Genomic DNA, 23,585 nt, shown 5'->3' with positions numbered 1-23,585 from the left:
AGATGGGACTATACCTTGTAACAGGTGGAGCTGGATTTATCGGTTCAAACTTTATAAGATATCTTATAAATGAAGAAAAAAACTCAAAATTCATCGTATACGACTCCCTCACATACTCAGGCTTACCCTTTAACTTATCTCCTTTTCTAAAAGAGGATAACATTGTTGTGGTGTTGTTCGGAAAAGACTATTTTAAATTTGAAAGATCTAAAATAAAAAGTTATAAAAAGATTTATAGTAAAAAAGAACTAGAAGATCTAATAAAAAAGTTTATATCAAAAGAAGATAGATTACTTTTGATTGTAGCATCAATTACTAACTTAGAACCACTAAAAGTGGTTATGACTTTCATAGACAATTTATTTCATTTTGCCGCCGAAACCCACGTAGATAGGTCAATCATGTACCCTCATAGATTTGTGTTCACAGATGTAGTAGGTACATACTTTTTGCTTTATGCCTTTAAAGAAATAAATGGACAAAGAGGAAAATTTATACATATTTCAACTGACGAGATATACGGTGAAATCATAGAGGGAAAAGCTAAGGAAGATTCACCCCTTTATCCATCAAGTCCCTATTCCGCTTCAAAGGCTGGCGCTGACAGGTTAGTCTACTCATTTTATAAAACTTACGGTCTCCCAGTGATAATTGTAAGACCTTCAAACGTCTTTGGAGAAAGACAATTTCCCGAAAAATTTATTCCCCTTTCTATTATGAAAGTTTTGATGAAAGAAAAGATTCCTATATACGGCGACGGAAAACAAATAAGAAGCTGGATTTATCAAGAGGATGCTGTGAGAGGAATTTATTTAATCTTTAAAAAAGGAAAAATAGGAGAGGAATACAACTTGCCAGGAAATACTGAGTTAGAAAACATAAAAGTTGCAGAAATTATATGTGATCTTGCTGGAGTCGAAAAAGAAAAATTTATTGAATTTTTAAAGGATAGACCTGCTCACGACAGAAGATACTCACTCGATGGAACTAAACTGTTCTCCTTAGGTTTTAAATATAGCTGGAACTTTAATGACGCAATCAAAAAAACCTTTGAATTTTATAAGCAAAATTTTAGATTTTACAAAAAACTTCTAAAAGAAAAAAAGGTTAAAAAATTTATGGATGTTTGGTACAGTAAATTAAAGGGGGTAGATGAGGTATAATAAATTTTCTCAGCACCTTAAGGAAATCTTTAAAGAAAAAGTTTGGAAAATTTCGGTAGACGCAGGATTTAAGTGTCCACCCCAAGCTAAATGTATATATTGCTATAATCCTTCCTTTGTTCCTGAAACTGCAAGAAGATTCATTCCTTTAAAAGATCAGATAATTAAAGGGATAGAAATATTAAGAGAAAGAAAAAAAGTAAACAAATTTATCGTTTATTTTCAAGCTTATACAAACACTTATGGAGATGTTAATTATATGCGAAAAGTATACTATGAAGCTTTGAATACTCACCCTGATATAGTAGGAATATCAATAGGAACCCGCTGTGATTGTCTTCCTGATGATGTTTTAGATCTTCTCTCTGAGCTAAATGAAATTACCTACCTATGGGTAGAGCTTGGACTTCAATCTGCAAATGAAAAGAGTATGATATTAACAAAAAGAGGTCATGACCTAAAGTGTTTTGAAGAATCGGTCTTAAAACTAAAGGAAAGAAAAATAAGAATAATGGCTCATGTTATAATTGGCCTTCCCGGTGATACATACAAAGACTATATTAATACAGCCCATTTCTTAAATAAGTTAAAAATCAATGGAGTTAAAATTCACCCACTCCATGTTGTTAAATACACAGAACTTGAGAGAGAGTTTATAGAGGGTAGATACAGGCCTCTTGAGTTGGAAGAATATGTGAATATCGTATGTGATTTTATAGAAAGATTAGATAAAAATATTTTAATTGCAAGACTAACAGGCGAAGCTCCTGAGGATTTACTTATTGCACCTTTATGGTGTAAAAATAAACTAAAGTTAATTAATGATATAGAAAAAGAACTTGAAAGGAGAGACAGTTATCAAGGTAAATTCGTCTCAAAAGACTAAATGACTTGAAATTTTCAAAAAGTTAAGTTATAATACTATAACGTCGGGCTACCATACCGGAGGGGAAACACCTGTTCCCATTCCGAACACAGAAGTTAAGCCCTCCAGGGCCGATGGTACTATACCCGCAAGGGTATGGGAGAGTAGGTCGTAGCCCGGCGTTTTAATTTTTAAAAATCAGGAGGGGGGAGTAAGAAAACTATAAACCCCAGCTCCTGTTAAAACCCAAAAAATCTCAGCTGGAAGTCTACCAAGAAGTAAAGCCAAAATAAAATCTTTTATCCTTACTCCAATAAATCCGGCGAAATAACATAAAAGGTCTTTTGGTATACCAGGTAAAGGAAGTAGAAAAAGTATTGAAAGCCAAAGAAAACTCTTTGATTTTATTTTTTCTTTATACTTCTCTAATTTTTCAAATTTTTTTAATTTTAAAAATTTTTTTCCTCCCATTCTACCGAGAAGAAATCCTAAGGATGATCCTAAAAAGTTCCCAAGAATTGCAAGAAAAATTCCAGGTATAAAACCATAAAAAAAACCTATAAGAAAGGGAAATACGTGGCCAGGTAAAGGTGCAACTATTACTTGAAAAGAATGAAAAAAAACCAGTAGCAGGGGACCCCAAACCCCAACTCGATTTACTATCTCTATTACCCTCGCCTTATTGTAAGGATATAACAAAATTAAAAGTGAAACTACAAAAATTATAAATAGTATAACTATAAAAAAAGTAAAAATTTTTTTTAACATCTTTGAAAAAAAAAGCTAAAATTTTTGTTATAATTATTATACTCCAAAATATACAAAATGAGCTTTATAAAGTGGGATGAAAAATTCGCTATAGGCATAAGGGAAATTGATGAACAGCATAAGAAATTTTTTGAGATTCTCAATGAACTACATAGCGCAATGTGGCAAGGAAAAGGCAAAGAAATCATTGATAAGGTTTTAAATGAACTTAAAAACTACTCGGAATATCATTTTAACACCGAAGAAAATTTCATGAATAGATATAACTATCAAGAATTTCAGAAACATAAAGATGAACACGAATTTTTCAAAACTAAAATTAAAGAAGTATTAGATAAACATGAAAAAAGGCTTCTTGGAATTAGCATTGAGGTTTTGTACTTTATGAAAAATTGGCTAACAAATCATATACTTAACACAGATAAAAAGCTATCTACTTTGTTACAAAAATCGGATCAATAAGACTCTCTTGTAAAAGAAGGCAAAATACCAAAAGAATAAAGGATCCCAAAAAGCTTTTAAGAATTCAAGAAAAATTCCAAGTTTAAAACCATAAAAAACTACAAGAAAGGAAAATATTTGACTATTCTAGGAACAAAGCACGATTTATTATCTCTATCACCCTCGCTTTAAAAAGGATCTGTTTTGAAAATAGTTAAAATTTTAGTTATAATCATTACTGAGTTTCATAAATTGGGATGAAAAATATGCCTTAGGTGTTAAGATAATTGATGAACAACACAAAAGATTTTTTGAAATTATGAATGAACTACATAGTGCAATGAAACAAGGAAAAGAAATTATATTAATGAGATTCTAAATGAACTTAAAAGCTACTCAGAATATCATTTTAATACTGAAGAAGATTTAATGACTAGATATAAATATCAGGAATTTCAGGAACATAAAATGCTCATGAATTTTTCAAAACTAAAGTTAAAGAATTATTAGACAAACATGAAAAGGGGCTTCTTGGAATTAGCATTGAAACTATGAATTTTATGAAAAATTGGTTTACAAATCATATACTTACCATAGATAAAAAGCTAGCTACTTTCTTATTACAAAAGATTAATAAGACTTCCTTGTAAAAGAAAGCGAAACTCCAAGAAGAATACTGTTTATGATAAAATTAGTTCCACCATAAGAGAAAAATGTAAGAGGGATACCTGTTATTGGTAAAAGACCTAACACACCTCCAATATTTACAAAAAAGGCGTAAAAAATAGAGGAAAAAGTCCCAAGAATAAAGAAAGTTTCAAAACCCTCTTTCTCTTTACTCAAATTTAAAAGTGAAATAAGTAAAAAAAAGTAAAGTAAAATCAAAAAGAGGGAACCCAAGAAACCAAACTCCTCAGCAAAGGAAGCAAAGGCAAAATCAGAATAAGCCTGCGGTAAAAAAGCAAGGGACTTATGAGAACCCTTTAAAAAACCTTTACCAAAAACACCACCTGAACCAATAGCAAGTTGACCCTGCAAAACCTGCCAACCTGCACCCTTTGGATCGTCCGCCGGATTTAAAAAATACTTGAGCCTCTTTCTCTGATACTCCTTTAAAACATTGTTGTATATAAATGGAACAGTTAAACCCGGCATCAAAATTGCAAGAGAAAGTAAAATCCTATCAGAAGCTTTAAAACTTTTAATTAAAAAAACTAATAAAAACGACACAACAGAAAAAACAAAGAAACTAATAAAATTAAAAGAAAAAATCATTGATAGAAAAGAAAATATAAAAAAGAGTTTAACTCCAAGAGTAAAATTCAAAACAAGAACATATACTCCAAAAAGAAAAAGATAAAAAAGGGCAGAACCAAGATCAGGCTCAAATAAAATCAGAAAAAAGGGAATTAAGTAAAGAGTAAAAGTTTTAAACGACTTAAAATAATTACCATTTTTTATAAATGAACAGTTCATAGAATAAAAATAAATAAAAAGGGGCTTAACTGCATCAGAAACCTGAAAGGAAAAATTTCCTATGTAAAGCCACCTTTTAATACCTTCCTCCTTAATAAGAACAAGAAGAAGTAAAAAAGTACCAGCTAAAAAAAATAGATAATAAAACTCTCTCCACCTCGGTATACTTATTCTGCTAAAAATAATCAATAAAAAAAATCCAATTCCAAAATAAATTAGATGCCTTATAAAAAGATAACTTCCAAAAGAACGTGAGACTGAAAAAATATTTAATATACCTAAAAAAGAAATAAGTAAATAAATTATTAAGATTCTATTTTGAACCCTTAATATATCTTTCATTGAGCCAACTAACAAGCCTTCCAGCTATCGGAGCGGCTATCTCACCACCTTTACCTGCATTCTCCACAATTACATAAACTGTAAACCTGGGATTATCAAAAGGGAAAAAACAGGCAAACTGAGCATGATCCTCACCAAATGGATTTTGAGCTGTTCCTGTTTTTCCACCGATTTTTAAACCTGCAACATAACTTAACCTACCTGTCCCATTTTCTCCATGAACTACTCTTAAAAGAGCCCTTTTTAAAGTTCTTATATTTTCCTTTTTAAAGGGCAATTCGATCTCCTGCACCTTTAAATCCTTCAAAAGATGAGGAGTTTTTGTTTTACCCTCACATGCAATCAAAGAAAATAAGAGTGCTAACTGCAAGGGAGTCATAAGAATCTCTCCTTGACCAATTCCAAGATTTAAAACATTTCCCTCACCAAACCCATACTTTCCATATTTCCTTGTGTAAAACTCAAGATTTGGTCTAAATCCCCTTTTTTCCTCATATAGATCAATTCCCGTTTTTTCAAAAATACTTAACTTCTCCAGGTAATCTAAAAATCTCTTTAAGCCAATCCTTTTTGAAAGTTCATAAAAATAAACATCACAGGAAACTTCTATAGCTTTATAAAAATTTACATAACCATGACCCTCCTCTTTCCAATCTTTAAAAACTCTGTTTCCAAACTTATAGAATCCCTCACAGTATATAACCTTATTTGTATCTATTAAATTCTCTTCTAAAGCTATTAAAGCCGTGATAACTTTAAAGATACTACCGGGTGGGTATAAACCTTGAATACATCTATTTAAAAGTGGATTAGAAGAATCATTCACCACCTTAGCTAGCTCTTCTTTTTCAGTTTTTCCCGTAAGATAATTTAGATTATAAGAGGGTTTTGAATATAACGCTAAAACTTCACCTGTCTGAGACTCCATTACAACACAAGCACCTCTACCGTAAGGTTTAAAAATAGAATCTATATATTTTCCAAGTTCCATATCAAGGTTAACAGTTATATCTTTACCGTCAATTGGCTCAAGTGGGGGTCTTGTTTCTCTGTTATAAATTTTCCCCTTTACATCCATCAAAAGAAATTTAAAACCATCAGTACCTCTTAAAATATCATCATAAAATTTTTCTAAACCAGTTTTCCCTATTCTTAAAAGTGGATCAATCCCTCTTTTAACCTCTATCTTATCAGGGAGACCTGTGTAGCCAATAGTTTGAGCAAAAATATTCTCGTGGGGATAATACCTATATAATAAAGCGTAGACATTAAAAATCTTTGAAGAGTCTGGATCTTCTAAATACTTAACGACTTCCTCCATTTGAACATCCTCTTTATATAAGGAGTCGCCTTTTAATAATCTGAAACCTGTGCGCCAATACGCTACTTCTAATCCATTTCTATCTAAAATTTTTCCTCTCTTAGAAGGTATCCTTATCTTTTTAGACTTAAACTCAATAGCCTTTTTTTCAAAAAATTCTCCTTTTATAACTTGATAATCAAAAATTTTTAGAAAGAACAAAAGAACTGAAAGAATTAAAAAGGATTTTAAAATTTTAATTCCAAAATTCTCCTCCATGGTATAATTTCAATCAAAGAGAAAAAAACAAAAGTTAGAAAAAAGAAAGAAAAACCCTTTACAAGAGTGAGAGGGATAAATATAAAGGCATTCCTAAAAATCTTCAAAACAAAAAGTGAAAAGTTAAGTTTATTCTTAAGGTAATAATAAACCATGAAAGTTACTATCAAAAAGAAAGTGATAGGAACCTTTGAAAAATAATCGTAGAAAATTCCAAAAATAAAGAGATACAAAAAACTTAAGGGTTTTAGATTATTTACAACTATAAGAAACATAAAAATCAAAGATATATCAATGGGTAGGTCTGGAAAAAAAATTTTTGATACTGGGAGTATAAAAGATAGATTAAAAACAAAAATTAAAAAATTGTTCATCGTGAAGGTGGGACAACATAATATAAACAATACTTCTCTGGTTTCCACAAAGGAGAAACGTATAACTCAAAAAAGATATCGCTTCTTTTTTTTATTATACTGTCTACTATAAAGGCAGGGATACCCTTAGGAAAATTTTCAGTTATGCCACTTGTATATAAAGTATCACCCTTTTTTATTTCACCCCAAGTGGGATAAAAATTAACAATTCCAAATCTTCCACCGGTTCCTTGATAAATAGATAAAAGATTATACTTTGAAATTAAAGAACACTTAAATTCCTCATTAAAAACAGTTTTAACCTTTAAAAAGTTCTTTTTAACCTCTATAACTTTACCAACCAGTGCATTTTCAGTTACAACTACATCTCCCTTTTTTCCTTCTCCTTTTAAAATTAGAATTTTTGGATAAGGAAATTCATCATAATATACAGGAAAACTAACAAAGAGAGGAACCTCCTCCTTTTTCAGTTTAAACTTTAAACCTTCAAGCTTTTTACTCCTTATATAAAAAAAAGAATGTATTTCATTATAAGCAAAAAAATAAGGATAATAAACATAACTTTCAATTTTCTCATCAATAAATCCTCTAACCTTCTTACTGAATGTTAAAAGCGAAAAAAAAATTAAAAGAAAAAAATAAAGTAATTTACTCAAATATTTTTTTTCTTTCTTTTAAAAGAACCTTCTCATACATTTCAAAGTTATCAAGTATTTTTCCAGCTCCTCTTACTACACAAGTCCTTGGATCATCAGCAACTCTCACAGGAAGACCTGTAGCTTCCTGAATCAAAACATCCAAATTTCTAAGTAAAGCTCCACCTCCTGTCAAATAGATACCTCTATCTATAATATCTGAGGAAAGTTCTGGAGGTGTCTTATCAAGAGCCTTCTTTGTAGAGTCTATTATCTGAGCAAGAGGTTCTCTTAGAGCTTCCCTCACTTCCTGTGAAGTTATCTTAATTGTTCTGGGAACACCCCTTACTAAATCCCTTCCTCTAACTTCCATCTCCCTTTCATCCCCAATTGGCAAACAGTTCCCAATTTCAATCTTAATCCTTTCAGCAGTCTGATCCCCTATTAAAACGTTATACTTCCTTTTAATATACTCTATAATTGCTTCATCTAACTCATCACCAGCAACACGTATAGAGACACTTGAAACAATTCCGTTTAGTGCAATCACTGCAATTTCAGTAGTTCCACCGCCGATATCTATTACCATGTTTCCAACGGGTTCTGAAATAGGAAGACCTATTCCAACTGCTGCAGCTATAGGCTCTGAAACAAGATAGACTTCTCTTGCTCCTGCCTGAATTGCTGAATCCCTTACGGCTCTAATTTCTACATCTGTTATTCCTGAGGGAACACATATTAAAATTTTTGGATGTACAAATAAGGACTTTTTAGTTACTTTTGTAATGAAATAGTGAAGCATTTCTTGAACTAGAGCAAAATCAGCTATAACACCGTCTTTCATTGGCCTCTTTGCCACAATCTCACCTGGAGTTTTACCTAACATTTTCTTAGCCTCGTTTCCCACTGCTATAACCTTTCCAGACTCTCTTTCTACAGCAACTACTGAGGGTTCATCAAGTACAATTCCCTTTTCTTTTAGATAAATCAAAGTCGTCGCCGTTCCTAAATCTATCGCAATCTCATTACCAAGAAAGAATTCAAAAAATTTTAAAATTTTTTTCACATTTATAAATAATTTCTAATAATTCTTTCCAAATTTTTCTCTTAGAACTGTTTTGACTCTCGCAATATCCCTCTTAACTTTTCTAATATCAGTAGGTTTCTCAAGACTACCTAAAACTTTCTTAGTTCTTAGCTCAAATAATTTTTCATTTAATTCTTTTAGAATTCTTAAAAGTTCATCCTGATCAAGTTCTCTTAGTTCAGATGCCTTCACCATCCTCCCTCCTTTTGAGTCACAAATCTTGTTTTTATTGGTAACTTGTGAGAGGCTAACTCAAGAGCTCTCCTTGCAACATCTTCTGAAACACCAGCAAGTTCAAAAAGAATTCTACCTCTTTTAACAACAGCCACATAATGATCAACATTTCCCTTACCCTTTCCCATTCTCGTTTCTGCAGGCTTTTTAGTAACAGGTTTATCAGGGAAAATCCTTATCCATAACTTACCACCCTTTTTTAAATATCTTCCAATAGCTAACCTGCAAGCCTCTATCTGATTTGCCTTAATCCAGGCTGACTCAAGTGCCTTTAAACCATACTCACCAAAAGCAAGATAACACCCATCAATAGCTTTTCCTTTCCTTCTTCCCCTATGTTGTTTTCTATATTTCATTCTTTTTGGCTGAAGCATATTTAGACCTCCTCGATTTCTGGTTTTTCAAGAATATCACCTTTATATATCCAAACCTTAACTCCTATTGTTCCATACCTTGTAAAGGCAGTCGAAAAACCGTAATCAATATCTGCCCTTATAGTCTGTAAAGGAACTCTACCTTGCATATACCCTTCTTTCCTTGCAAGCTCAGCTCCTTGAAGTCTTCCCTTGCATTGAACTTTTATACCCTTTGCTCCCATCCTTAGAGCTTGGGAAACTGCTCTTTTCATTGCCCTCCTATGAGATACCTGCTGTTCTATCCTTCTTGCAATACCATCAGCAACAAGCTGAGCATCAAGTTCTGGAACTCTTATCTCTTGAACATGTATAGTAATGTTCTCATTTTTTATAAACGTAGAAAGTTCTTTTTTAACAAGTTCTATTTCTTTCCCCTTTTGACCTATAACCATACCAGGAGAAGCAGTATGAATCGTCACAGTTATCTGCTCTCCAGCTCTATCAATAACAATATCAGATACCCTTGCATCTTTATATCTTTCCCTCAGATAAGATCTAATTTTATTATCTTCCTCGAAATACTTTACATATTCAGACTTCCTATCAGCAAACCAATGAGCCTTCCAATCCTTATGTATACCGAGTCTAAAACCATAAGGATGAACTTTTTGTCCCATATTACTTTACCTCCTCTACCACAACTGTAAAATGAGCTGTGTGTCTTCTTGCAATACGCGGTACCCCTCTAAATCCAGGTCTTAAAATTCTCCAAGTTGGACCCTTATCTACTTTACAAATCTTAACCCTTAAATTTTTTAAATCAACTTCATCAAACTTAATTCCCTTTTTTACAGCATAAGAATTACATGCAGATTTTACAGCCTTATATAACAATTTAGCAGGTTTTTTCGTAAGGAAATATAAAATATCTAAGGCTTCTTTTACAGTTTTACCTCTTATTGCCTCACAAACTCTCTTAGACTTTTTAAAAGAAGTTCTTAAATACTTTATCCTTGCAACTCCCTCAACCATTTTACCCCTCTTTTTTTGTTTCTTTTGCTGCTTCCTTTTCTCTTTTACTCTTGTGTCCTCTAAAGGTTCTTGTTGGTGAAAACTCACCAAGCTTATGCCCTACCATAAGCTCTGTTATATAAACCGGAATAAACTTTCTACCGTTGTGTACCTGTATCGTTAGTCCCACCATTTCAGGGATAATGGTGCTCCTTCGTGAATAAGTCTTTATGGGCGTTGTGTCTCCACTTTGTTTTGCCTTTAAAACTTTTTTTAAAAGCTTAAGATCTACATAAACTCCTTTTTTACTTGACCTTGCCATAGTTTATTTTCTCCTTTTAATTATAAATCTACTTGAAACTTTTCTGGGATTTCTTGTTTTTTTACCCTTTGTTATTTTCCCCCATGGAGTTTTAGGAATTTTACCTTTTGTTCTCCCTTCTCCACCCCCATGAGGATGATCACATGGGTTCATTGCTGTACCTCTTACATGAGGCCTTCTACCCATCCATCTTTTTCTTCCTGCCTTTCCTATAACTATGTTCTCGTGGTCAACATTTGAAACTCTTCCTAAGGTTGCCAAGCACTTCTGGTTTATAAGTCTTATTTCACCCGATGGAAGCTGAACATGAGCATAATTTCCCTCTTTTGCCAAAATAACAGCAGCAGATCCTGCAGCTTTTACTAATTTACCACCTCTACCAGGAACAAGTTCTATATTATGAATTTCCATTCCTTCAGGGATTTCTGAAAGTGGTAAGGCATTTCCAACTTTTAAGGGAGAGCCAGGACCAGAAACAACCTCATCACCTACCTTTAAACCCTCTGGAGCAAGTATATATCTTTTTTCGCCATCTTTATAACACAAAAGGGCTATTCTTGCTGTTCTGTTTGGATCGTACTCAATACTTAAAACCTCTGCAGGTATACCAAACTTATCTCTTTTAAAATCAATGATCCTATATAGTCTTTTGTGACCCCCGCCCCTAAACCTTATAGTTATCCTACCTTGGTTGTTTCTACCAGCCTTCTTTTTTAGCGGTACAACTAAGCTTTTCTCAGGTTCTGTCTTTGTAATCTCTTCAAAGGTATATCCTGTCATAAACCTTCTTGATGGCGTATAGGGCTTATATCTTTTTATACCCATGTTATCTCCTTTTTAAACTCCTTCATATAAAGGTATTGTTTCCCCCTCTTTTAATTTAACATATGCCTTTTTCCAAGCAGACGTTCTGCCGTATAGTCTATGTCTTAACCTTTTTGGCTTTGGCTTAACATTAACAGTTCTGACCTTTTCAACTTTTACCTTGTAAAGATTTTCAATTGCCCACTTTATCTCCTTTTTATTGGCGTCTTTTCTAACTTTAAATACGTAGTAATTTGACCTCCCCCTTAAAAAGGTTCCCTTCTCAGTAATAATGGGCGAAATTATAATATCATAGGGACTCTTCACTTTTTAACCCTCCCCTTACTTTCAAAAACTCACTAAGGCCCTCATCCGAAAAAACTACAAATTTAGAATTTAAAATATCGTAGGCATTAACATCTATAGCTCTTTTACAGGTGACCTTTTCAATATTTCTAAAGGCTAAAAAGTGCTTTCTTTCATTGTCTGCGAATAGAAGAATAACCTTTGTATCATTTAAACCGAGATTACTTATAACCCTCTCCCCCTCTTTTGTTTTTAGCGCTAAATCATTTAGACCTGTTAACACCTTGATCCTTTTATCTCTTGCTCTATCGCTTAATGCTATATATAGAGCTTTTAGCCTGGCCTTATAGGGAACACTTATTGAAAAATCTCTTGGTTTTGGGCCGAAAACAACTCCCCCCTTTCTCCATATTGGAGATCTAATAGATCCGTGTCTTGCCCAACCAGTATGTTTTTGAGGCCAGGGTTTTCTTCCACCACCTCTTACCTCTCCCCTTGTTTTTGTATTTGCCGACCCCACTCTCCATCTTGATAAGTAATATTTTGTCACTAGCCAAAGTAAATGTATGTTAGGTTTCAGATCAAAAATATAGTGGGGCAATTCTCTTTCGCCAACTTCTTTTCCTGTTATATCAAAGACTTTAGCTTTCATTTCTTTTTTACCCTTTTAGGACTCCTTATAATTACAACCGACCCATTTGGACCAGGAACAGATCCTTTTAGACCTATAATCTTATTATCCACATCAACGTATACAACTTTCAGGTTATGAACGGCCTCTCTTTCATTTCCATAGTGTCCAGCCATCCTTTTTCCTTTCCAAACTCTTCCCGGATCTGTTGTTTGACCTATTGAACCAGGTCTTCTATGAGACATTGAACCGTGGGAAGCGGGTCCTCCAGCAAAATCCCATCTTTTAACAACCCCAGCAAAACCTCTTCCCTTTGTATACCCAATAACATCTACAACCTCTCCAGGCTCAAAAATTGAAGGTGAAAGTTCTGCTCCAACGCTATAAATTTGCGGATCAAATTCCCCCCTTACTTCTTTAATTAACTCAGCAGGATACTCTTCTCTATCTCCAAAAACCTTTTTAAACTCCCCTAAAAGGGGCCTTTTCATCTTTTTTGCCTTTTTTCTTCCAATACAGAGCTTTACTGCCGAATAACCGTCTTTTTCTTTAGTTCTTATTCCCATTACATATACATTATCTACATGTAGTAGTGTACAGGGAACAATACTTTCTTCAAAGGGTATTCTTGTCATGCCAATCTTTTTTGCCAGGAGTGCTTTCATCTTTCCACACTCACTTCAATCTTCACATCGACACCTGCTGGAAGATCAAGCTTTGAGAGCTTTTCAACTGTCTCTTGGGTCGGATTTATTATCTCTATTAATCTCTTATGAACACAATAAAAAAACTGTTCTCTTGAAGTTTTATGAACAAAAGGACTTCTTATTACGCTTATTAATGTTTTTTTCGTTGGTAATGGAATAGGGCCCCTTACATCAGCTCCTGTTCCACGAGCTGTTAAAGCTATTCTTTTTGCCGATTTTTCAATAAGTCTTGCATCGTAACTTTTCAACTTTATCCTTATCTTTTCTGTTATTGGCATATTTTCTACTCTATTATTTCAGTTATAATTCCTGCACCAACTGTTTTTCCACCCTCTCTTATAGCAAACCTAAGCTCTTTTTCCATAGCCACAGGATACATTAGTTCTACCTCAAGGTTAACATGATCTCCAGGCATTACCATTTCTACACCTTCGGGCAATTTAATTGAACCGGTTACATCTGTTGTCCTGAAGTAAAATTGAGGTTTATAACCAGAAAAGAATGGGGTGTGCCTTCCTCCCTCCTCCTTTGTGAGAACATATACTTGAGCCCTAAATCTGGTATGAGGATTTATAGTATTAGGCTTTGCAAGTACCATTCCTCTTTCTACCTCATCTTTACCAATTCCTCTTAAGAGAACTCCAACGTTATCTCCAGCCCTTGCCTCATCAAGAACTTTTCTAAACATTTCCAAAGATGTAGCTACAGTCTTTCTAGTCGGACCAAACCCAACAATTTCTACCTCATCTCCGGGTCTTAAAATTCCTCTTTCGACTCTTCCTGTTACAACTGTTCCTCTACCCGTAATTGAAAAAACATCTTCTATAGCCATCAGGAAGGGTTTATCTATCTCTCTTATAGGATCCGGAATATAATTATCCATTGCATCTATTAGCTCCCAGATCTTACCACAATGTTCACATTCCCTTTTGCCACAGCCACATCTCATTGCATTTAAAGCACTTCCTCTTATAACTGGAACTGCGTCTCCAGGAAACTCGTATTTTTTCAGAAGATCTCTAACCTCTTCTTCAACAAGATCCACTATTGCAGGGTCATCTATTGCGTCTACTTTATTGATGAATACAATTATATACGGTACATTCACTTGTCTTGCCAAAAGAACATGTTCCCTTGTTTGGGGCATCACTGAATCAACGGCTGAAACTACCAAAATTGCACCGTCCATTTGAGCAGCACCTGTTATCATGTTCTTTATGTAGTCATGATGACCTGGACAATCAATGTGAGCATAGTGTCTTTTTTCTGATTCATACTCAACATGGGCAAGGTTAACAGTCAAAATCTTAGTTTCATCCCTCCTAAAGAGCTTAACATCAGCCTTTGCTACTTGCTCATACTCCTGCTCTACGGCAAGACCATACTTAGATAGCACCTTTGTGATAGCAGAAGTTAAAGTAGTTTTACCATGGTCAATATGACCTATTGTACCAACATTAACATGTACCTTCTTTCTCTCAAATTTAGGCTTACTCATTTCTAAATAAAAAAATTTTGGGGATTCGAACCTTTATTTAAAATTTTTTGTCTAAAAATTAATTAAATTAATTTTATAATAAAAAATCACTTTTTTCAAGTTTAGCTGCCTTAAATGAACTAACTTTCATCCAGATATTTGCCTTTCCTTTTGTGTGTGATCTTAAAACAGTAACGTATCCGAAAGTATTTTTCAGTGGCATTTCAGCAACTATTTTTACAAGATCAGAGCCTTCTAAGGATACTTTCTCTATTATCTCGGCTTCCCGCTGCATGAGATCTTGAATCACATTTCCGATAAATTCAACAGGCACTGTTATTTCTACGTAAGAATACGGCTCAAGTAACACAGGCTCTGCCATTTTTATAAGCTCCTTTCCTGCTTCATGTATAGCTAACTTAAGACCTATCGGTGTCGTTTTCTCCAAGTTATAAACTTTTTTAAGAGCCATTCTCACATCTATTAGGGGATATCCTGCTATTACACCGAAATCGAGGATTTCCCTCATAGAGCTATAAGCAACCTCTTTTAAATCCTCCCTCAGGTTGAGACTATCATCTATCAATATTTCGTTTCTCATTGCTCCTTTAATTGGCTCAACTTGTAACATTACTTTACCAAACTGCTCCTCCCCACCAATATTTTTCTTAAATTCTTTTACTAATTCTCCGCTTAAACTTATACTTTCTCTATAGTGAACTTGAGGCTTTAAGGCTCTAAATTCAAGTTTATGGTCTCTTTTTAGTCTATCCAGTATAATTTCAAGATGAAGTTCTCCCATACCGGATATTATAATTTGACCAGTTTCCTCATCTATTTTTAAATTGAAGGTTGGATCTTCTTCTACCATCCACTTGAGTCTTTCCTCTATTTTCTTGAAATCTTTTGAGGAAATCGGTTCAATAGCCTGTGAAACAACAGGTTCTGGAAAAAGCATCTCTTCGTATAAGATTGAGTGTTCGAGAGGACAAATAGTGTCTCCGGTTCTTACCTCTTTAGGTCCAACTATTCCAACTATTTCACCACATACAGCTTCTCTTATTGCATTCTTTTTATTTGCATGGAGCCTATAAAGACGCTGCACCCTTATAACTTCATTTGTTCTTGGATTGTATACTTTCTCCCCTTGTGTAATCTTTCCCGAATATATTCTCAAATAACATAACTTACCCATATCTTCGAAAATTTGAACTTTAAAAACAACTCCACTGAAATGGTCACTCGGATCAGGACTTCTATAAATTTCACTTCTTGTTAAGGGATCTATGCCTTTTATTTTTCCTCTATCTATTGGAGATGGTAAATATTCACAGATTGCATCTAAAAGAGGTTGAATACCTTTATTTTTTAATGCTGAACCAATAAGAACTGGTAAAAATCTTTTCTCTAAGACTCCTTTTCTTATAGCGCTATTAATTTTATCTGGGCTTACAAAACCCTTTTCGTAATATTCATCTGCAATACCTTCGTCTATTTCTGACAAAGTTAAGATCATATCTTCGTAATAGCTTTTTGCTTCTCCGGCAATATTATCTATTGGCAGAACAGAGTATTCGACTCCCAGTTCATCTTTATCCCAGATCATTTTTTTGTTTTCAACGAAGTGAATGACGCCTATAAAATCGTTCTCTATGCCGATTGGCCATTCAAGTAAAAGTGGTTTAATATTAAATTTTTTTTCGATTTGGCCTAAGACTCTCAAATGGTCAGCTCCCTGTCTATCCATTTTGTTAATAAAGGCTATTCTTGGAACTTTGAACTTATCAGCCTGTCTCCATATAGTTTCAGACTGTGGTTCTACACCTTCAACTGCTGAGAATATTATTACAAGTCCATCGAGAACCCTTAAAGATCTTTCGACCTCTACTGTAAAATCAACGTGGCCTGGTGTATCTACTATATGTATTAAGTAATTTTTCCACTCACAGAAAGTTGCAGCTGCTTGAATTGTAATTCCTCTTTCTTTTTCTTGAATCATATAGTCCATTGTAGCTGTTCCCTCATCTACCTCACCCATTCTGTGTATTCTGTGAGTATAAAAAAGAATTCTCTCAGTAGTAGTAGTTTTTCCTGCATCTATATGGGCAGCAAAACCGATATTACGTATTTTACTTATATCCATTTGAAGGACCCCGAAATTTTAAATTTAAAAAGTTTGCCTCCCTTGCTTTTTCCTTTTCTAAAATTTCATAAATCTTACCATCTAAAGTGGGCAAAGGCCCTGTTTGCCTCTGCCATTTTATGAGTATTTTCCCTAATTTTAACAGCTCCTCCCTCGTTGTTTGCCGCACTCACTAACTCTCTTGCAAGCTTTTCTATCATTCCCCTTTCACTTCTTGATCTTGCTGATCTTATAATCCATTTTATAGCAAGAGAAATTTGTCTTTTTGGTCTAACTTCAATTGGGACTTGATAGGTTGCTCCTCCAACTCTTCTTGGTCTAACTTCAAGAGTTGGCTTTACATTCTCTATTGCCTTTTCAAAAACTTTTAATGGGTCCTCTCCAGTAAGTTCTTGAACTCTTTTCATAGCGTTATAGAATATTTTCATAGCAACGCTTTTTTTACCGTCCCACATCAGGTTATTGATGAATTTCATTACAAGGGGAGAATTATAAACGGGATCTGGTGGTACTTTTCTCTCAGGGGCTCTTCTTCTTCTCATCTTTTATCCCTCCTTCTTTTTTCTTTTTGTTCCATAAAGACTTCTTGAACTTGCTCTATTTGCTACACCTGCACAGTCGTAAACTCCTCTTACAATATGATATTTCACTCCAGGTAAATCTTTTACTCTACCACCTCTTACAAGAACGACTGAGTGTTCTTGAAGATTGTGGCCTTCTCCTGGTATATAGGCTATAACTTCTCTACCGTTTGAAAGTCTCACCTTAGCTACTTTTCTTAGGGCTGAGTTAGGTTTTTTAGGGCTTGTTGTGTATACGCGGATACAGACGCCTCTTTTTTGTGGACAACCTTCAAGTGCAACGCTTTTTGATTTTCTATTTTTCTTTTTTCTCTTATGCCTTACTAATTGGTTTATGGTGGGCATTAATACTAAAAAATTTCCCTTCTCAATTGGAATTGAACCAAAAATTTACAATATAAATTATAATCCTGCAGAAGAAAAAATTCAAATAAAGTCTAGGGTTTTAATTACTAAGTGGAGTTTTGAGATTTATTCCTGGTGGGGTTCTTTGGAGGGTTTATTTTATGAGGAATAAATTATTAAAGGTAATTGAAAAACTTTTGATTTTTTTTTATAATAAAGAACTGCCCGCGTAGCTCAGGCGGTAGAGCACTTCCTTGGTAAGGAAGAGGTCGCCGGTTCGAGTCCGGCCGCGGGCTTCTTTTAATTTAAAAGATTGGAATCAAAAGATAAAAGAAAAGAACTTAGAAAAGCTATTGAAATACTCAAAAAGGGAGGAGTTATAGCTATACCAACCGATACAGTCTCAGGCTTTGTAACACCCTATTGGTCAAGCGAAGGCGTTAAAAGAATATTTTCTATTAAAGAAAGAGAAACTGAAAAAAAATTTGGTCTTTTTATTTCTGATCCAAAAGAACTTAACATTTTTACAAAAAACTTAACAGAAACAAGAAAGAGACTTGTTTATAACCTATGGCCAGGTCCTATATCTTTTTTATTTAAGGCAAAAGAAAGATTACCAGATTATATAGTCCATAAAGAGAAAAAAACAGTATCTGTAAGAATCCCAAATCACTCTGTACCAATTTCCCTTTGCAAAGAGGCAGGTCCCCTTGTCCAAACTTCAGTTAACATTTCTGGTCAAAAAGAAATTAACGACTATACACAAATTGAAAAAGAATTCGGTAAATACATCGATTTTGTATACCCTCAAAACTCCCCTGGAACTCTTGCCTCAACAATTATTGATTTAAGTAAATATCCTTTTATTTTAGTAAGAAAAGGACCCATAGGAATAGCTCAAATCGAGAATATACTTTTAAGAAAAATAAAAATTTCTAAATCAATTAAAACAAATATACTGTTTGTCTGCACCGGGAATAGCTGTAGATCACCTATGGCTATGGGTATAATGCACTCACTTTTAAAGCCAGACCTAAAGGAGTTAATAGACATAAGATCAGCCGGTACTGAGGCAACCAGTGGACTTCCAATCTCTGAAAATACAATCAGAATTCTTAAGGAGAGATATAACCTAGATCTTAGCCATTATAAAACAAGAAGACTTAGTAGAGAAGACCTTGAATGGGCAGATTTTGTCTACGTTATGGAAAAAAGACATTTAAGAGAAATTCAAAAAATGGGATTTTATGAAAAAGTAAGACTATTAAACCTTGTTGACAAATCAAAAGAGATTCCAGATCCATTAGGTAAAGATTATAAATTTTATCTTTTCATATCAAAATTGATCGAAAAAAATATAAAGAGAATTATAAAGGAGTTAGAATATAGATATTCATGAGGTATAAAGAGGCTGGTGTGGACCTAAAGAAGGCCGAGGGGGTCTCAAAGTTATTTAAAGTAATTACAGGGCAAAAGGAGAGATTTTCAGGTATTTATGAGTTGGGGAAGTATTTTATTGCTGCCACCTGTGATGGAGTTGGTACAAAAACCCAAGTGGCAAGACTTGCCGGTAAATTTGAAGTTCTGGGAGAAGACATAGTAAACCACTCTGTTAATGACCTTTTGTGTCAAGGGGCAAAACCTATTTTTTTCTTAGATTACATTGCTTCATCCAGTCTTGATTTAAAAGTCGTTAAAAGGATTGCTAAGGGTATATTAAAAGCTCTAAGGGAAAACGGAAACATAGCCTTTTTAGGAGGTGAAACTGCAGAAATGCCTGATATATATAATAAGGATGAATGGGATATAGTCGGATTCTGTGTAGGAATTCTAAAAAAAGAAAACCTACTACCAAAAAAAATAAAAAAGGGAGACTTGCTTTTAGGCTTTCCATCAACAGGTCTTCATACAAACGGCTATTCACTTGCACGTAAAGTTCTTTTAGGAAAGTATGATTTAAATAAAAAATTTGGAGGAAAAACCCTTAAAAGTCTTTTACTTAAACCACATAGAAGTTATTTTAAAGCACTTTATCCTCTCATAGAAAAAAAACTTATAAAGGGTCTGGTTCATGTGACAGGAGGCGGTATAGAAGGAAATCTGAAACGAATATTACCAGAAAACTTAGGATACGAAATAGATGTAAGAGATATAGAAAGACCGATTATCTTTGACATAATTCAAAAAGAGGGAAACGTCCCAAACGACGAAATGCTAAAAGTATTCAACTTAGGAATAGGAATGATCGCAGTTATAGACAAAAAAGATCAAGAGAAGATAAAAAGCTTTTTGAGTAAAAAGGGAGAGAAATTCTATGTAATTGGTGAAATTACAAAGGGAAAAAGAAAAGTTTTATTTTAAAAGTTAAAGGAGGGGATAAAGATGACTGAGAGAGTAATAAATACACCGATAGAGGATGAGATGTCTACAAGTTACATAGATTATGCTATGAGTGTAATAGTGGGGAGAGCACTTCCTGATGTTAGAGATGGATTAAAACCTGTTCACAGAAGAATTTTATATTCAATGTACGAAACAGGACTTTTGCCGACAAAACCTTTTAAAAAGAGTGCCACTGTTGTTGGTGATGTTTTAGGTAAATATCATCCACATGGAGATATGGCGGTATACGATGCTCTTGTAAGAATGGCCCAGGACTTTTCACTAAGATACCCCCTTATTGAGGGGCAGGGAAACTTTGGCTCTATTGACGGAGATCCTCCAGCAGCCTATAGGTACACTGAGGCAAGACTTTCCAAAATAGCCTTAGAAATGCTTAGAGATTTAGACAAGGATACCGTGGACTTTGTGCCAAATTTTGATGGAAGACTAAAAGAACCCGTTGTTTTACCCTCACTTTTACCGAACTTACTTGTAAATGGTTCCACTGGGATAGCTGTAGGAATGTCAACAAATGTACCACCTCATAATTTAACTGAAACTGTTGATGCACTCATATATTTAATTGATAATCCAGATTGTAAAGATGAGGAGTTATTCGAAATTATAAAGGGACCAGACTTTCCGACCGGGGGCATAGTCTTAGGTAAAAAGGGTATTTATGATTACTTTAAAATTGGGAGGGGGCAAGTAATTATTAGAGGTAAATATCATATTGAGGAAAAGGGGAGAAAGAGAATTGTTTTTACTGAGATTCCATACTTAGTAAACAAGGCTAATTTGCTTGAACGAATTGCTGATCTTGTGAGAGATAAAAAGATTGAGGGGATACAGGATCTAAGGGACGAATCAGATAGGGAGGGCTTAAGAATTGTAATTGAACTTAAAAAAAATGTATCGGAAAAGTTAATCTTAAACCAACTTTTTAAATATACACAGCTACAGGAAAAATTTAATGTAATTATGTTAACTCTTGTTGATAACGAACCCAGAGTTTTATCTCTTCGGGAAATACTAAATTATTATCTCAAACATAGAGAAGAAGTAACAAGAAGGAAAACTGAATTTTTACTTAAAAAGGCTAAACAGAGGGTGCATATTTTAGAGGGGCTTAAGGTTGCCTTAAAAAACATTGAAGAAGTTATTGAAATAATTAAGCATTCGAAAGAGCCAAAAGAAGCAGGAGAAAAGTTAAAAAGTAAATATAACCTTACAGAACCTCAGGTTGAGGCAATCTTAGAGATGAAATTACAAACTTTGACAAAACTTGAAATTTCAAAAATTGAAGAAGAGTACGAAAAGTTAAATAGAGATATCAGTAATTATAGAAGAATTTTAGAGGAAAGAAAAGCCCTTCTTGAGGAAATTAAGAAGGAATTGATCGAATTAAAAGAAAGGTATGGTGATAAAAGGAGGACTGAAATCTTAGACGAAGAGCCGAAGGAGATAGATATAGAAAGTCTTATCAAAAAAGAGAAAATTCTCATTTTACTTTCAAAAAATGGTTATATAAAAAGAATAACGGGTTCATACTTAAAAACCCAACCAAAAGGAGCCCTAGGAAAAAGGGAAATTCCTTTAGATGAGGACGATTTTCCTGAAGATGTTTTTTACTCCTTTTCACATGATTATGTACTTTTTGTATCTAATAAGGGTAAAGTTTATACCTTAAAAGCCTTTGAAATTCCAGAGAGTGGCTTAAGAGGAAAGGGAAAACCAGTAAATACTATTCTTAATCTATCAGAAGGAGAAAAAATTGTTGATATGTTACCTATATCAGAATTTAAAAAGGGCACCTATCTTTTTTTAATCACAAGAAAAGGTATAGTAAAAAAGACAGATATCCAATTATTTGAAAATGCTGGAAAAAGGGGTATTATAGGGCAAACTCTAAAAGATAAAGATGAAACAATAAAGGGTTTACTTGTAACAGATAAAGATGAAGTAATTTTATTAAAGGAAAACGGTCTTGCCTCAAAAATAAAATCAGAAGCTATAAGACCTATGGGAAGAGCAAGTTACGGTGTAGTGGGAATAAAAACTGATGATGCAAGCTGTGTCTCAGGAGCAGTAGTAACAGAAAATGCAACTATTTTGATTGTAACAGAAAAAGGTTACGGAAAAAGATTTAAACCAGGAGAAATTCCACTAAGAGGAAGAGCTACCAAAGGTGTGATTGTTCAAAAAGTAAGTGAAAAAACAGGTAAAACAATATGGTTAAAAGCCTTTAACGAGAAAGATCAGCTTGTACTTTTAACAAGTTCATCAAAGCTCTTTAAACAAAAGGTTGAGGAAGTGCCACTAATTTCAAGGGCTACAAAAGGAACAAAGCTTATAAAAATAGAAGAAAAAGAGAGTGTTGTTGGCTGTACGAGAATTCCCTATGAGGAGGAAATAGATGCTTAACATAGTAAGTTTCCTTCTTTTAACTACAAGTCCAATAAGGGGAGCATTTTTATCCTTAATTGTTCCTGGTCTTGGACTTAAGCAAGTAAGGGAAGATAAATTGTTTTTAAAGATGGTAGCTTTGGAACTTTCTCTTTTTTCTTTTTACGTTTATGATTTAAAGAGCAAAAGAGAAATAAGGAGTGATTATAAGAGATTTGCCTATGAAAATGCATCAGCTTTTCCTCAAACTGATGATGAAAGGTATTGGAGTGCTGTTGAAAATTACTATAATTATGAAATTTATTATGAGCGTCTTTTAAGGGAAGCAAGAGCTTTGTATCCTGATGACCCCTTAAGATGGGAAAGCTATGCTAACGAGAATTCCGTACCTTACAGGTGGGCCTGGAAGGATACAACCTCTTGGGATGAGTTTCTTCACAAAAGAGAAAAAGAAAGAAAAATAGAAGCACGAATGAAAGCACTTCAGGGATTTTTGATTACCTATCATTTGGCTTCAGCAATTTACACTTTTGTCTATATAAGGAATAAAAAAATGAAATTACAGTTAAAGGGAGAAATTTTACCTTCACAGGAAAAATTTAATTTAAGATTAATTTACAGGTTTTAAGATTTGAGTTACGTAAAAAGAGAGGAATGGTTGAAAAAAGGTATTACGGAGAGGATAAAGGAGGTTAATATTAAGCCCTGTATTATTCTACACCATACGGCGACAGCAAAAAGCGAATATAAGGGAGATATTAACTATTTAGATAGGATACATAGAGAAAGAGGATTTACGTTAATTGGTTATCATTTTGTAATTGCTCCTGATGGAACCATATTTGAAGGTAGAAAGATTAATGAGGAAGGGGCACATACAAAGAGGTTTAATAATTTCATAGGAATTGCCTTAATTGGCAACTTTGAAAACGAAGATATCGAAAAAAACCAAATTTTTTCCCTTATAAAAATTATGAATTATCTAAAAAAATTTCATTTCATAAATAAATTTTCATTTCATTTTATGTTTAATGAAAAAACTGAGTGTGGGAAAAAAATCTTTGAGAAAATAGTAAAAGATAAAAATAAATACCTATTTAAATTTCCAGAGGACATAATTTATAATTTAAAGGGTTCAAATCCGTAAAAA

The 23,585-nt window shown here is 33.7% G+C and carries 27 protein-coding genes, 1 tRNA gene and 1 rRNA gene; 10 read left to right on the top strand and 19 right to left on the bottom strand.

What is annotated here, in order from left to right:
* Positions 1-2: 2 nt before the first annotated feature.
* The 3 genes from ABDH49_07215 (at position 3) to rrf (ending at position 2,209) form a co-directional block, all read left to right on the top strand.
* Positions 3-1,163, top strand: coding sequence for a GDP-mannose 4,6-dehydratase (locus ABDH49_07215; protein ID MEN3046751.1), 1,161 nt, complete (start codon positions 3-5; stop codon positions 1,161-1,163).
* Positions 1,153-2,049, top strand: a complete 897-nt coding sequence (locus ABDH49_07210) for a TIGR01212 family radical SAM protein (GenBank protein MEN3046750.1) — start codon at positions 1,153-1,155, stop codon at positions 2,047-2,049. The genes ABDH49_07215 and ABDH49_07210 overlap by 11 nt, the downstream gene beginning before the upstream one ends.
* A 43-nt stretch (positions 2,050-2,092) precedes the next feature.
* Positions 2,093-2,209, top strand: a 5S ribosomal RNA gene (gene rrf / locus ABDH49_07205).
* A gap of 17 nt (positions 2,210-2,226) precedes the next feature.
* Here rrf and ABDH49_07200 read toward each other — a convergent pair.
* A complete protein-coding gene (locus ABDH49_07200; GenBank protein ID MEN3046749.1) occupies positions 2,227-2,796 on the bottom strand; it encodes a VTT domain-containing protein in 570 nt (189 codons plus the stop codon).
* A 57-nt stretch (positions 2,797-2,853) separates the two neighbouring features.
* Between ABDH49_07200 and ABDH49_07195 the strand changes: the two genes are divergently transcribed.
* Complete coding sequence (locus ABDH49_07195; GenBank protein MEN3046748.1) at positions 2,854-3,258, top strand: bacteriohemerythrin; 405 nt, start codon at positions 2,854-2,856, stop codon at positions 3,256-3,258.
* Positions 3,259-3,867: 609 nt separating this feature from the next.
* On the opposite strand, the gene rodA is transcribed toward ABDH49_07195, so the two are convergent.
* The 18 genes from rodA to rpsL all read right to left on the bottom strand — a co-directional run bounded on the left by rodA (position 3,868) and on the right by rpsL (position 17,647).
* Positions 3,868-5,055 (bottom strand): rod shape-determining protein RodA, encoded by a 1,188-nt coding sequence (rodA, locus tag ABDH49_07190; GenBank protein ID MEN3046747.1) that lies wholly within the window; start codon positions 5,053-5,055, stop codon positions 3,868-3,870.
* Positions 5,027-6,634, bottom strand: coding sequence for a penicillin-binding transpeptidase domain-containing protein (locus ABDH49_07185; GenBank protein ID MEN3046746.1), 1,608 nt, complete (start codon positions 6,632-6,634; stop codon positions 5,027-5,029). Before ABDH49_07185 ends, rodA begins: the two co-directional genes overlap by 29 nt.
* Positions 6,635-7,004: 370 nt before the next feature.
* Positions 7,005-7,664: a rod shape-determining protein MreC gene (locus tag ABDH49_07180; protein MEN3046745.1), complete on the bottom strand. Its 660-nt coding sequence runs from the start codon at positions 7,662-7,664 to the stop codon at positions 7,005-7,007.
* Positions 7,657-8,700, bottom strand: coding sequence for a rod shape-determining protein (locus ABDH49_07175; GenBank protein ID MEN3046744.1), 1,044 nt, complete (start codon positions 8,698-8,700; stop codon positions 7,657-7,659). The genes ABDH49_07180 and ABDH49_07175 overlap by 8 nt, the downstream gene beginning before the upstream one ends.
* Before the next feature lie 24 nt (positions 8,701-8,724).
* Positions 8,725-8,925 carry a 50S ribosomal protein L29 gene (rpmC, locus tag ABDH49_07170; GenBank protein ID MEN3046743.1) on the bottom strand — a complete coding sequence of 67 codons (201 nt, stop codon included), beginning with the start codon at positions 8,923-8,925 and terminating at the stop codon, positions 8,725-8,727.
* On the bottom strand, positions 8,919-9,338 hold the full coding sequence (gene rplP, locus ABDH49_07165; protein ID MEN3046742.1) for a 50S ribosomal protein L16: 420 nt from the start codon (positions 9,336-9,338) through the stop codon (positions 8,919-8,921). Before rplP ends, rpmC begins: the two co-directional genes overlap by 7 nt.
* Positions 9,339-9,340: 2 nt before the next feature.
* Positions 9,341-9,997, bottom strand: a complete 657-nt coding sequence (rpsC, locus tag ABDH49_07160) for a 30S ribosomal protein S3 (GenBank protein MEN3046741.1) — start codon at positions 9,995-9,997, stop codon at positions 9,341-9,343.
* Position 9,998: 1 nt separating this feature from the next.
* Complete coding sequence (locus ABDH49_07155; protein ID MEN3046740.1) at positions 9,999-10,352, bottom strand: uL22 family ribosomal protein; 354 nt, start codon at positions 10,350-10,352, stop codon at positions 9,999-10,001.
* Position 10,353: 1 nt separating this feature from the next.
* Positions 10,354-10,653, bottom strand: a complete 300-nt coding sequence (gene rpsS, locus ABDH49_07150; GenBank protein ID MEN3046739.1) for a 30S ribosomal protein S19 — start codon at positions 10,651-10,653, stop codon at positions 10,354-10,356.
* 3 nt (positions 10,654-10,656) lie between these two features.
* Positions 10,657-11,478: a 50S ribosomal protein L2 gene (gene rplB, locus ABDH49_07145; GenBank protein MEN3046738.1), complete on the bottom strand. Its 822-nt coding sequence runs from the start codon at positions 11,476-11,478 to the stop codon at positions 10,657-10,659.
* Between the two features lie 12 nt (positions 11,479-11,490).
* Positions 11,491-11,784 carry a 50S ribosomal protein L23 gene (gene rplW / locus ABDH49_07140; GenBank protein MEN3046737.1) on the bottom strand — a complete coding sequence of 98 codons (294 nt, stop codon included), beginning with the start codon at positions 11,782-11,784 and terminating at the stop codon, positions 11,491-11,493.
* Positions 11,768-12,415 (bottom strand): 50S ribosomal protein L4, encoded by a 648-nt coding sequence (gene rplD / locus ABDH49_07135; protein MEN3046736.1) that lies wholly within the window; start codon positions 12,413-12,415, stop codon positions 11,768-11,770. The genes rplW and rplD overlap by 17 nt, the downstream gene beginning before the upstream one ends.
* Positions 12,412-13,059 carry a 50S ribosomal protein L3 gene (gene rplC, locus ABDH49_07130; GenBank protein ID MEN3046735.1) on the bottom strand — a complete coding sequence of 216 codons (648 nt, stop codon included), beginning with the start codon at positions 13,057-13,059 and terminating at the stop codon, positions 12,412-12,414. The genes rplD and rplC overlap by 4 nt, the downstream gene beginning before the upstream one ends.
* Complete coding sequence (rpsJ, locus tag ABDH49_07125) at positions 13,056-13,379, bottom strand: 30S ribosomal protein S10 (GenBank protein ID MEN3046734.1); 324 nt, start codon at positions 13,377-13,379, stop codon at positions 13,056-13,058. The genes rplC and rpsJ overlap by 4 nt, the downstream gene beginning before the upstream one ends.
* A gap of 5 nt (positions 13,380-13,384) precedes the next feature.
* Positions 13,385-14,599 carry an elongation factor Tu gene (gene tuf / locus ABDH49_07120; protein ID MEN3046733.1) on the bottom strand — a complete coding sequence of 405 codons (1,215 nt, stop codon included), beginning with the start codon at positions 14,597-14,599 and terminating at the stop codon, positions 13,385-13,387.
* Positions 14,600-14,672: 73 nt separating this feature from the next.
* Positions 14,673-16,721, bottom strand: coding sequence for an elongation factor G (gene fusA, locus ABDH49_07115; protein ID MEN3046732.1), 2,049 nt, complete (start codon positions 16,719-16,721; stop codon positions 14,673-14,675).
* Between the two features lie 74 nt (positions 16,722-16,795).
* A complete protein-coding gene (gene rpsG, locus ABDH49_07110) occupies positions 16,796-17,263 on the bottom strand; it encodes a 30S ribosomal protein S7 (protein ID MEN3046731.1) in 468 nt (155 codons plus the stop codon).
* 3 nt (positions 17,264-17,266) lie between these two features.
* On the bottom strand, positions 17,267-17,647 hold the full coding sequence (gene rpsL / locus ABDH49_07105) for a 30S ribosomal protein S12 (protein MEN3046730.1): 381 nt from the start codon (positions 17,645-17,647) through the stop codon (positions 17,267-17,269).
* A 223-nt stretch (positions 17,648-17,870) separates the two neighbouring features.
* Between rpsL and ABDH49_07100 the strand changes: the two genes are divergently transcribed.
* From ABDH49_07100 to ABDH49_07075, 6 genes are all read left to right on the top strand, one after another.
* Positions 17,871-17,943: transfer RNA gene (locus ABDH49_07100), tRNA-Thr, on the top strand.
* 17 nt (positions 17,944-17,960) lie between these two features.
* Entirely contained in the window at positions 17,961-19,046 is a 1,086-nt protein-coding gene (locus tag ABDH49_07095; protein MEN3046729.1) for an L-threonylcarbamoyladenylate synthase, read from the top strand.
* Complete coding sequence (gene purM, locus ABDH49_07090) at positions 19,043-20,008, top strand: phosphoribosylformylglycinamidine cyclo-ligase (GenBank protein MEN3046728.1); 966 nt, start codon at positions 19,043-19,045, stop codon at positions 20,006-20,008. The genes ABDH49_07095 and purM overlap by 4 nt, the downstream gene beginning before the upstream one ends.
* 21 nt (positions 20,009-20,029) lie before the next feature.
* Positions 20,030-22,453, top strand: coding sequence for a DNA gyrase subunit A (gyrA, locus tag ABDH49_07085; GenBank protein ID MEN3046727.1), 2,424 nt, complete (start codon positions 20,030-20,032; stop codon positions 22,451-22,453).
* Positions 22,446-23,063: a hypothetical protein gene (locus ABDH49_07080; protein ID MEN3046726.1), complete on the top strand. Its 618-nt coding sequence runs from the start codon at positions 22,446-22,448 to the stop codon at positions 23,061-23,063. The genes gyrA and ABDH49_07080 overlap by 8 nt, the downstream gene beginning before the upstream one ends.
* Positions 23,064-23,066: 3 nt before the next feature.
* Positions 23,067-23,582 carry a peptidoglycan recognition family protein gene (locus ABDH49_07075; protein ID MEN3046725.1) on the top strand — a complete coding sequence of 172 codons (516 nt, stop codon included), beginning with the start codon at positions 23,067-23,069 and terminating at the stop codon, positions 23,580-23,582.
* The last annotated feature ends 3 nt before the right edge of the window (positions 23,583-23,585 follow it).

The organism is Candidatus Hydrothermales bacterium (assembly GCA_039630235.1).
Lineage (GTDB): Bacteria > Hydrothermota > Hydrothermia > Hydrothermales > JAJRUZ01 > JBCNVI01.
The sequence above is the reverse complement of the archived record's forward strand: the minus strand, read 5'-3'. Positions and strand labels throughout refer to the sequence as shown.

Coding starts and splice junctions, on each gene's coding strand:
- rplB (MEN3046738.1), bottom strand. CDS start 11,478: ATGGGTATAAAAAGATATAAGCCCTATACGCCATCAAGAAGGTTTATG.
- fusA (MEN3046732.1), bottom strand. CDS start 16,721: ATGGATATAAGTAAAATACGTAATATCGGTTTTGCTGCCCATATAGAT.
- purM (MEN3046728.1), top strand. CDS start 19,043: ATGAGGTATAAAGAGGCTGGTGTGGACCTAAAGAAGGCCGAGGGGGTC.
- rpmC (MEN3046743.1), bottom strand. CDS start 8,925: ATGGTGAAGGCATCTGAACTAAGAGAACTTGATCAGGATGAACTTTTA.
- rplD (MEN3046736.1), bottom strand. CDS start 12,415: ATGAAAGCTAAAGTCTTTGATATAACAGGAAAAGAAGTTGGCGAAAGA.
- ABDH49_07155 (MEN3046740.1), bottom strand. CDS start 10,352: ATGGTTGAGGGAGTTGCAAGGATAAAGTATTTAAGAACTTCTTTTAAA.
- gyrA (MEN3046727.1), top strand. CDS start 20,030: ATGACTGAGAGAGTAATAAATACACCGATAGAGGATGAGATGTCTACA.
- ABDH49_07195 (MEN3046748.1), top strand. CDS start 2,854: ATGAGCTTTATAAAGTGGGATGAAAAATTCGCTATAGGCATAAGGGAA.
- rpsJ (MEN3046734.1), bottom strand. CDS start 13,379: ATGCCAATAACAGAAAAGATAAGGATAAAGTTGAAAAGTTACGATGCA.
- rplC (MEN3046735.1), bottom strand. CDS start 13,059: ATGAAAGCACTCCTGGCAAAAAAGATTGGCATGACAAGAATACCCTTT.
- tuf (MEN3046733.1), bottom strand. CDS start 14,599: ATGAGTAAGCCTAAATTTGAGAGAAAGAAGGTACATGTTAATGTTGGT.
- rodA (MEN3046747.1), bottom strand. CDS start 5,055: ATGAAAGATATATTAAGGGTTCAAAATAGAATCTTAATAATTTATTTA.
- rpsC (MEN3046741.1), bottom strand. CDS start 9,997: ATGGGACAAAAAGTTCATCCTTATGGTTTTAGACTCGGTATACATAAG.
- rplP (MEN3046742.1), bottom strand. CDS start 9,338: ATGCTTCAGCCAAAAAGAATGAAATATAGAAAACAACATAGGGGAAGA.
- rpsG (MEN3046731.1), bottom strand. CDS start 17,263: ATGAGAAGAAGAAGAGCCCCTGAGAGAAAAGTACCACCAGATCCCGTT.
- ABDH49_07215 (MEN3046751.1), top strand. CDS start 3: ATGGGACTATACCTTGTAACAGGTGGAGCTGGATTTATCGGTTCAAAC.
- ABDH49_07185 (MEN3046746.1), bottom strand. CDS start 6,634: ATGGAGGAGAATTTTGGAATTAAAATTTTAAAATCCTTTTTAATTCTT.
- rpsL (MEN3046730.1), bottom strand. CDS start 17,647: ATGCCCACCATAAACCAATTAGTAAGGCATAAGAGAAAAAAGAAAAAT.
- rpsS (MEN3046739.1), bottom strand. CDS start 10,653: ATGGCAAGGTCAAGTAAAAAAGGAGTTTATGTAGATCTTAAGCTTTTA.
- ABDH49_07200 (MEN3046749.1), bottom strand. CDS start 2,796: ATGTTAAAAAAAATTTTTACTTTTTTTATAGTTATACTATTTATAATT.
- ABDH49_07210 (MEN3046750.1), top strand. CDS start 1,153: ATGAGGTATAATAAATTTTCTCAGCACCTTAAGGAAATCTTTAAAGAA.
- ABDH49_07080 (MEN3046726.1), top strand. CDS start 22,446: ATGCTTAACATAGTAAGTTTCCTTCTTTTAACTACAAGTCCAATAAGG.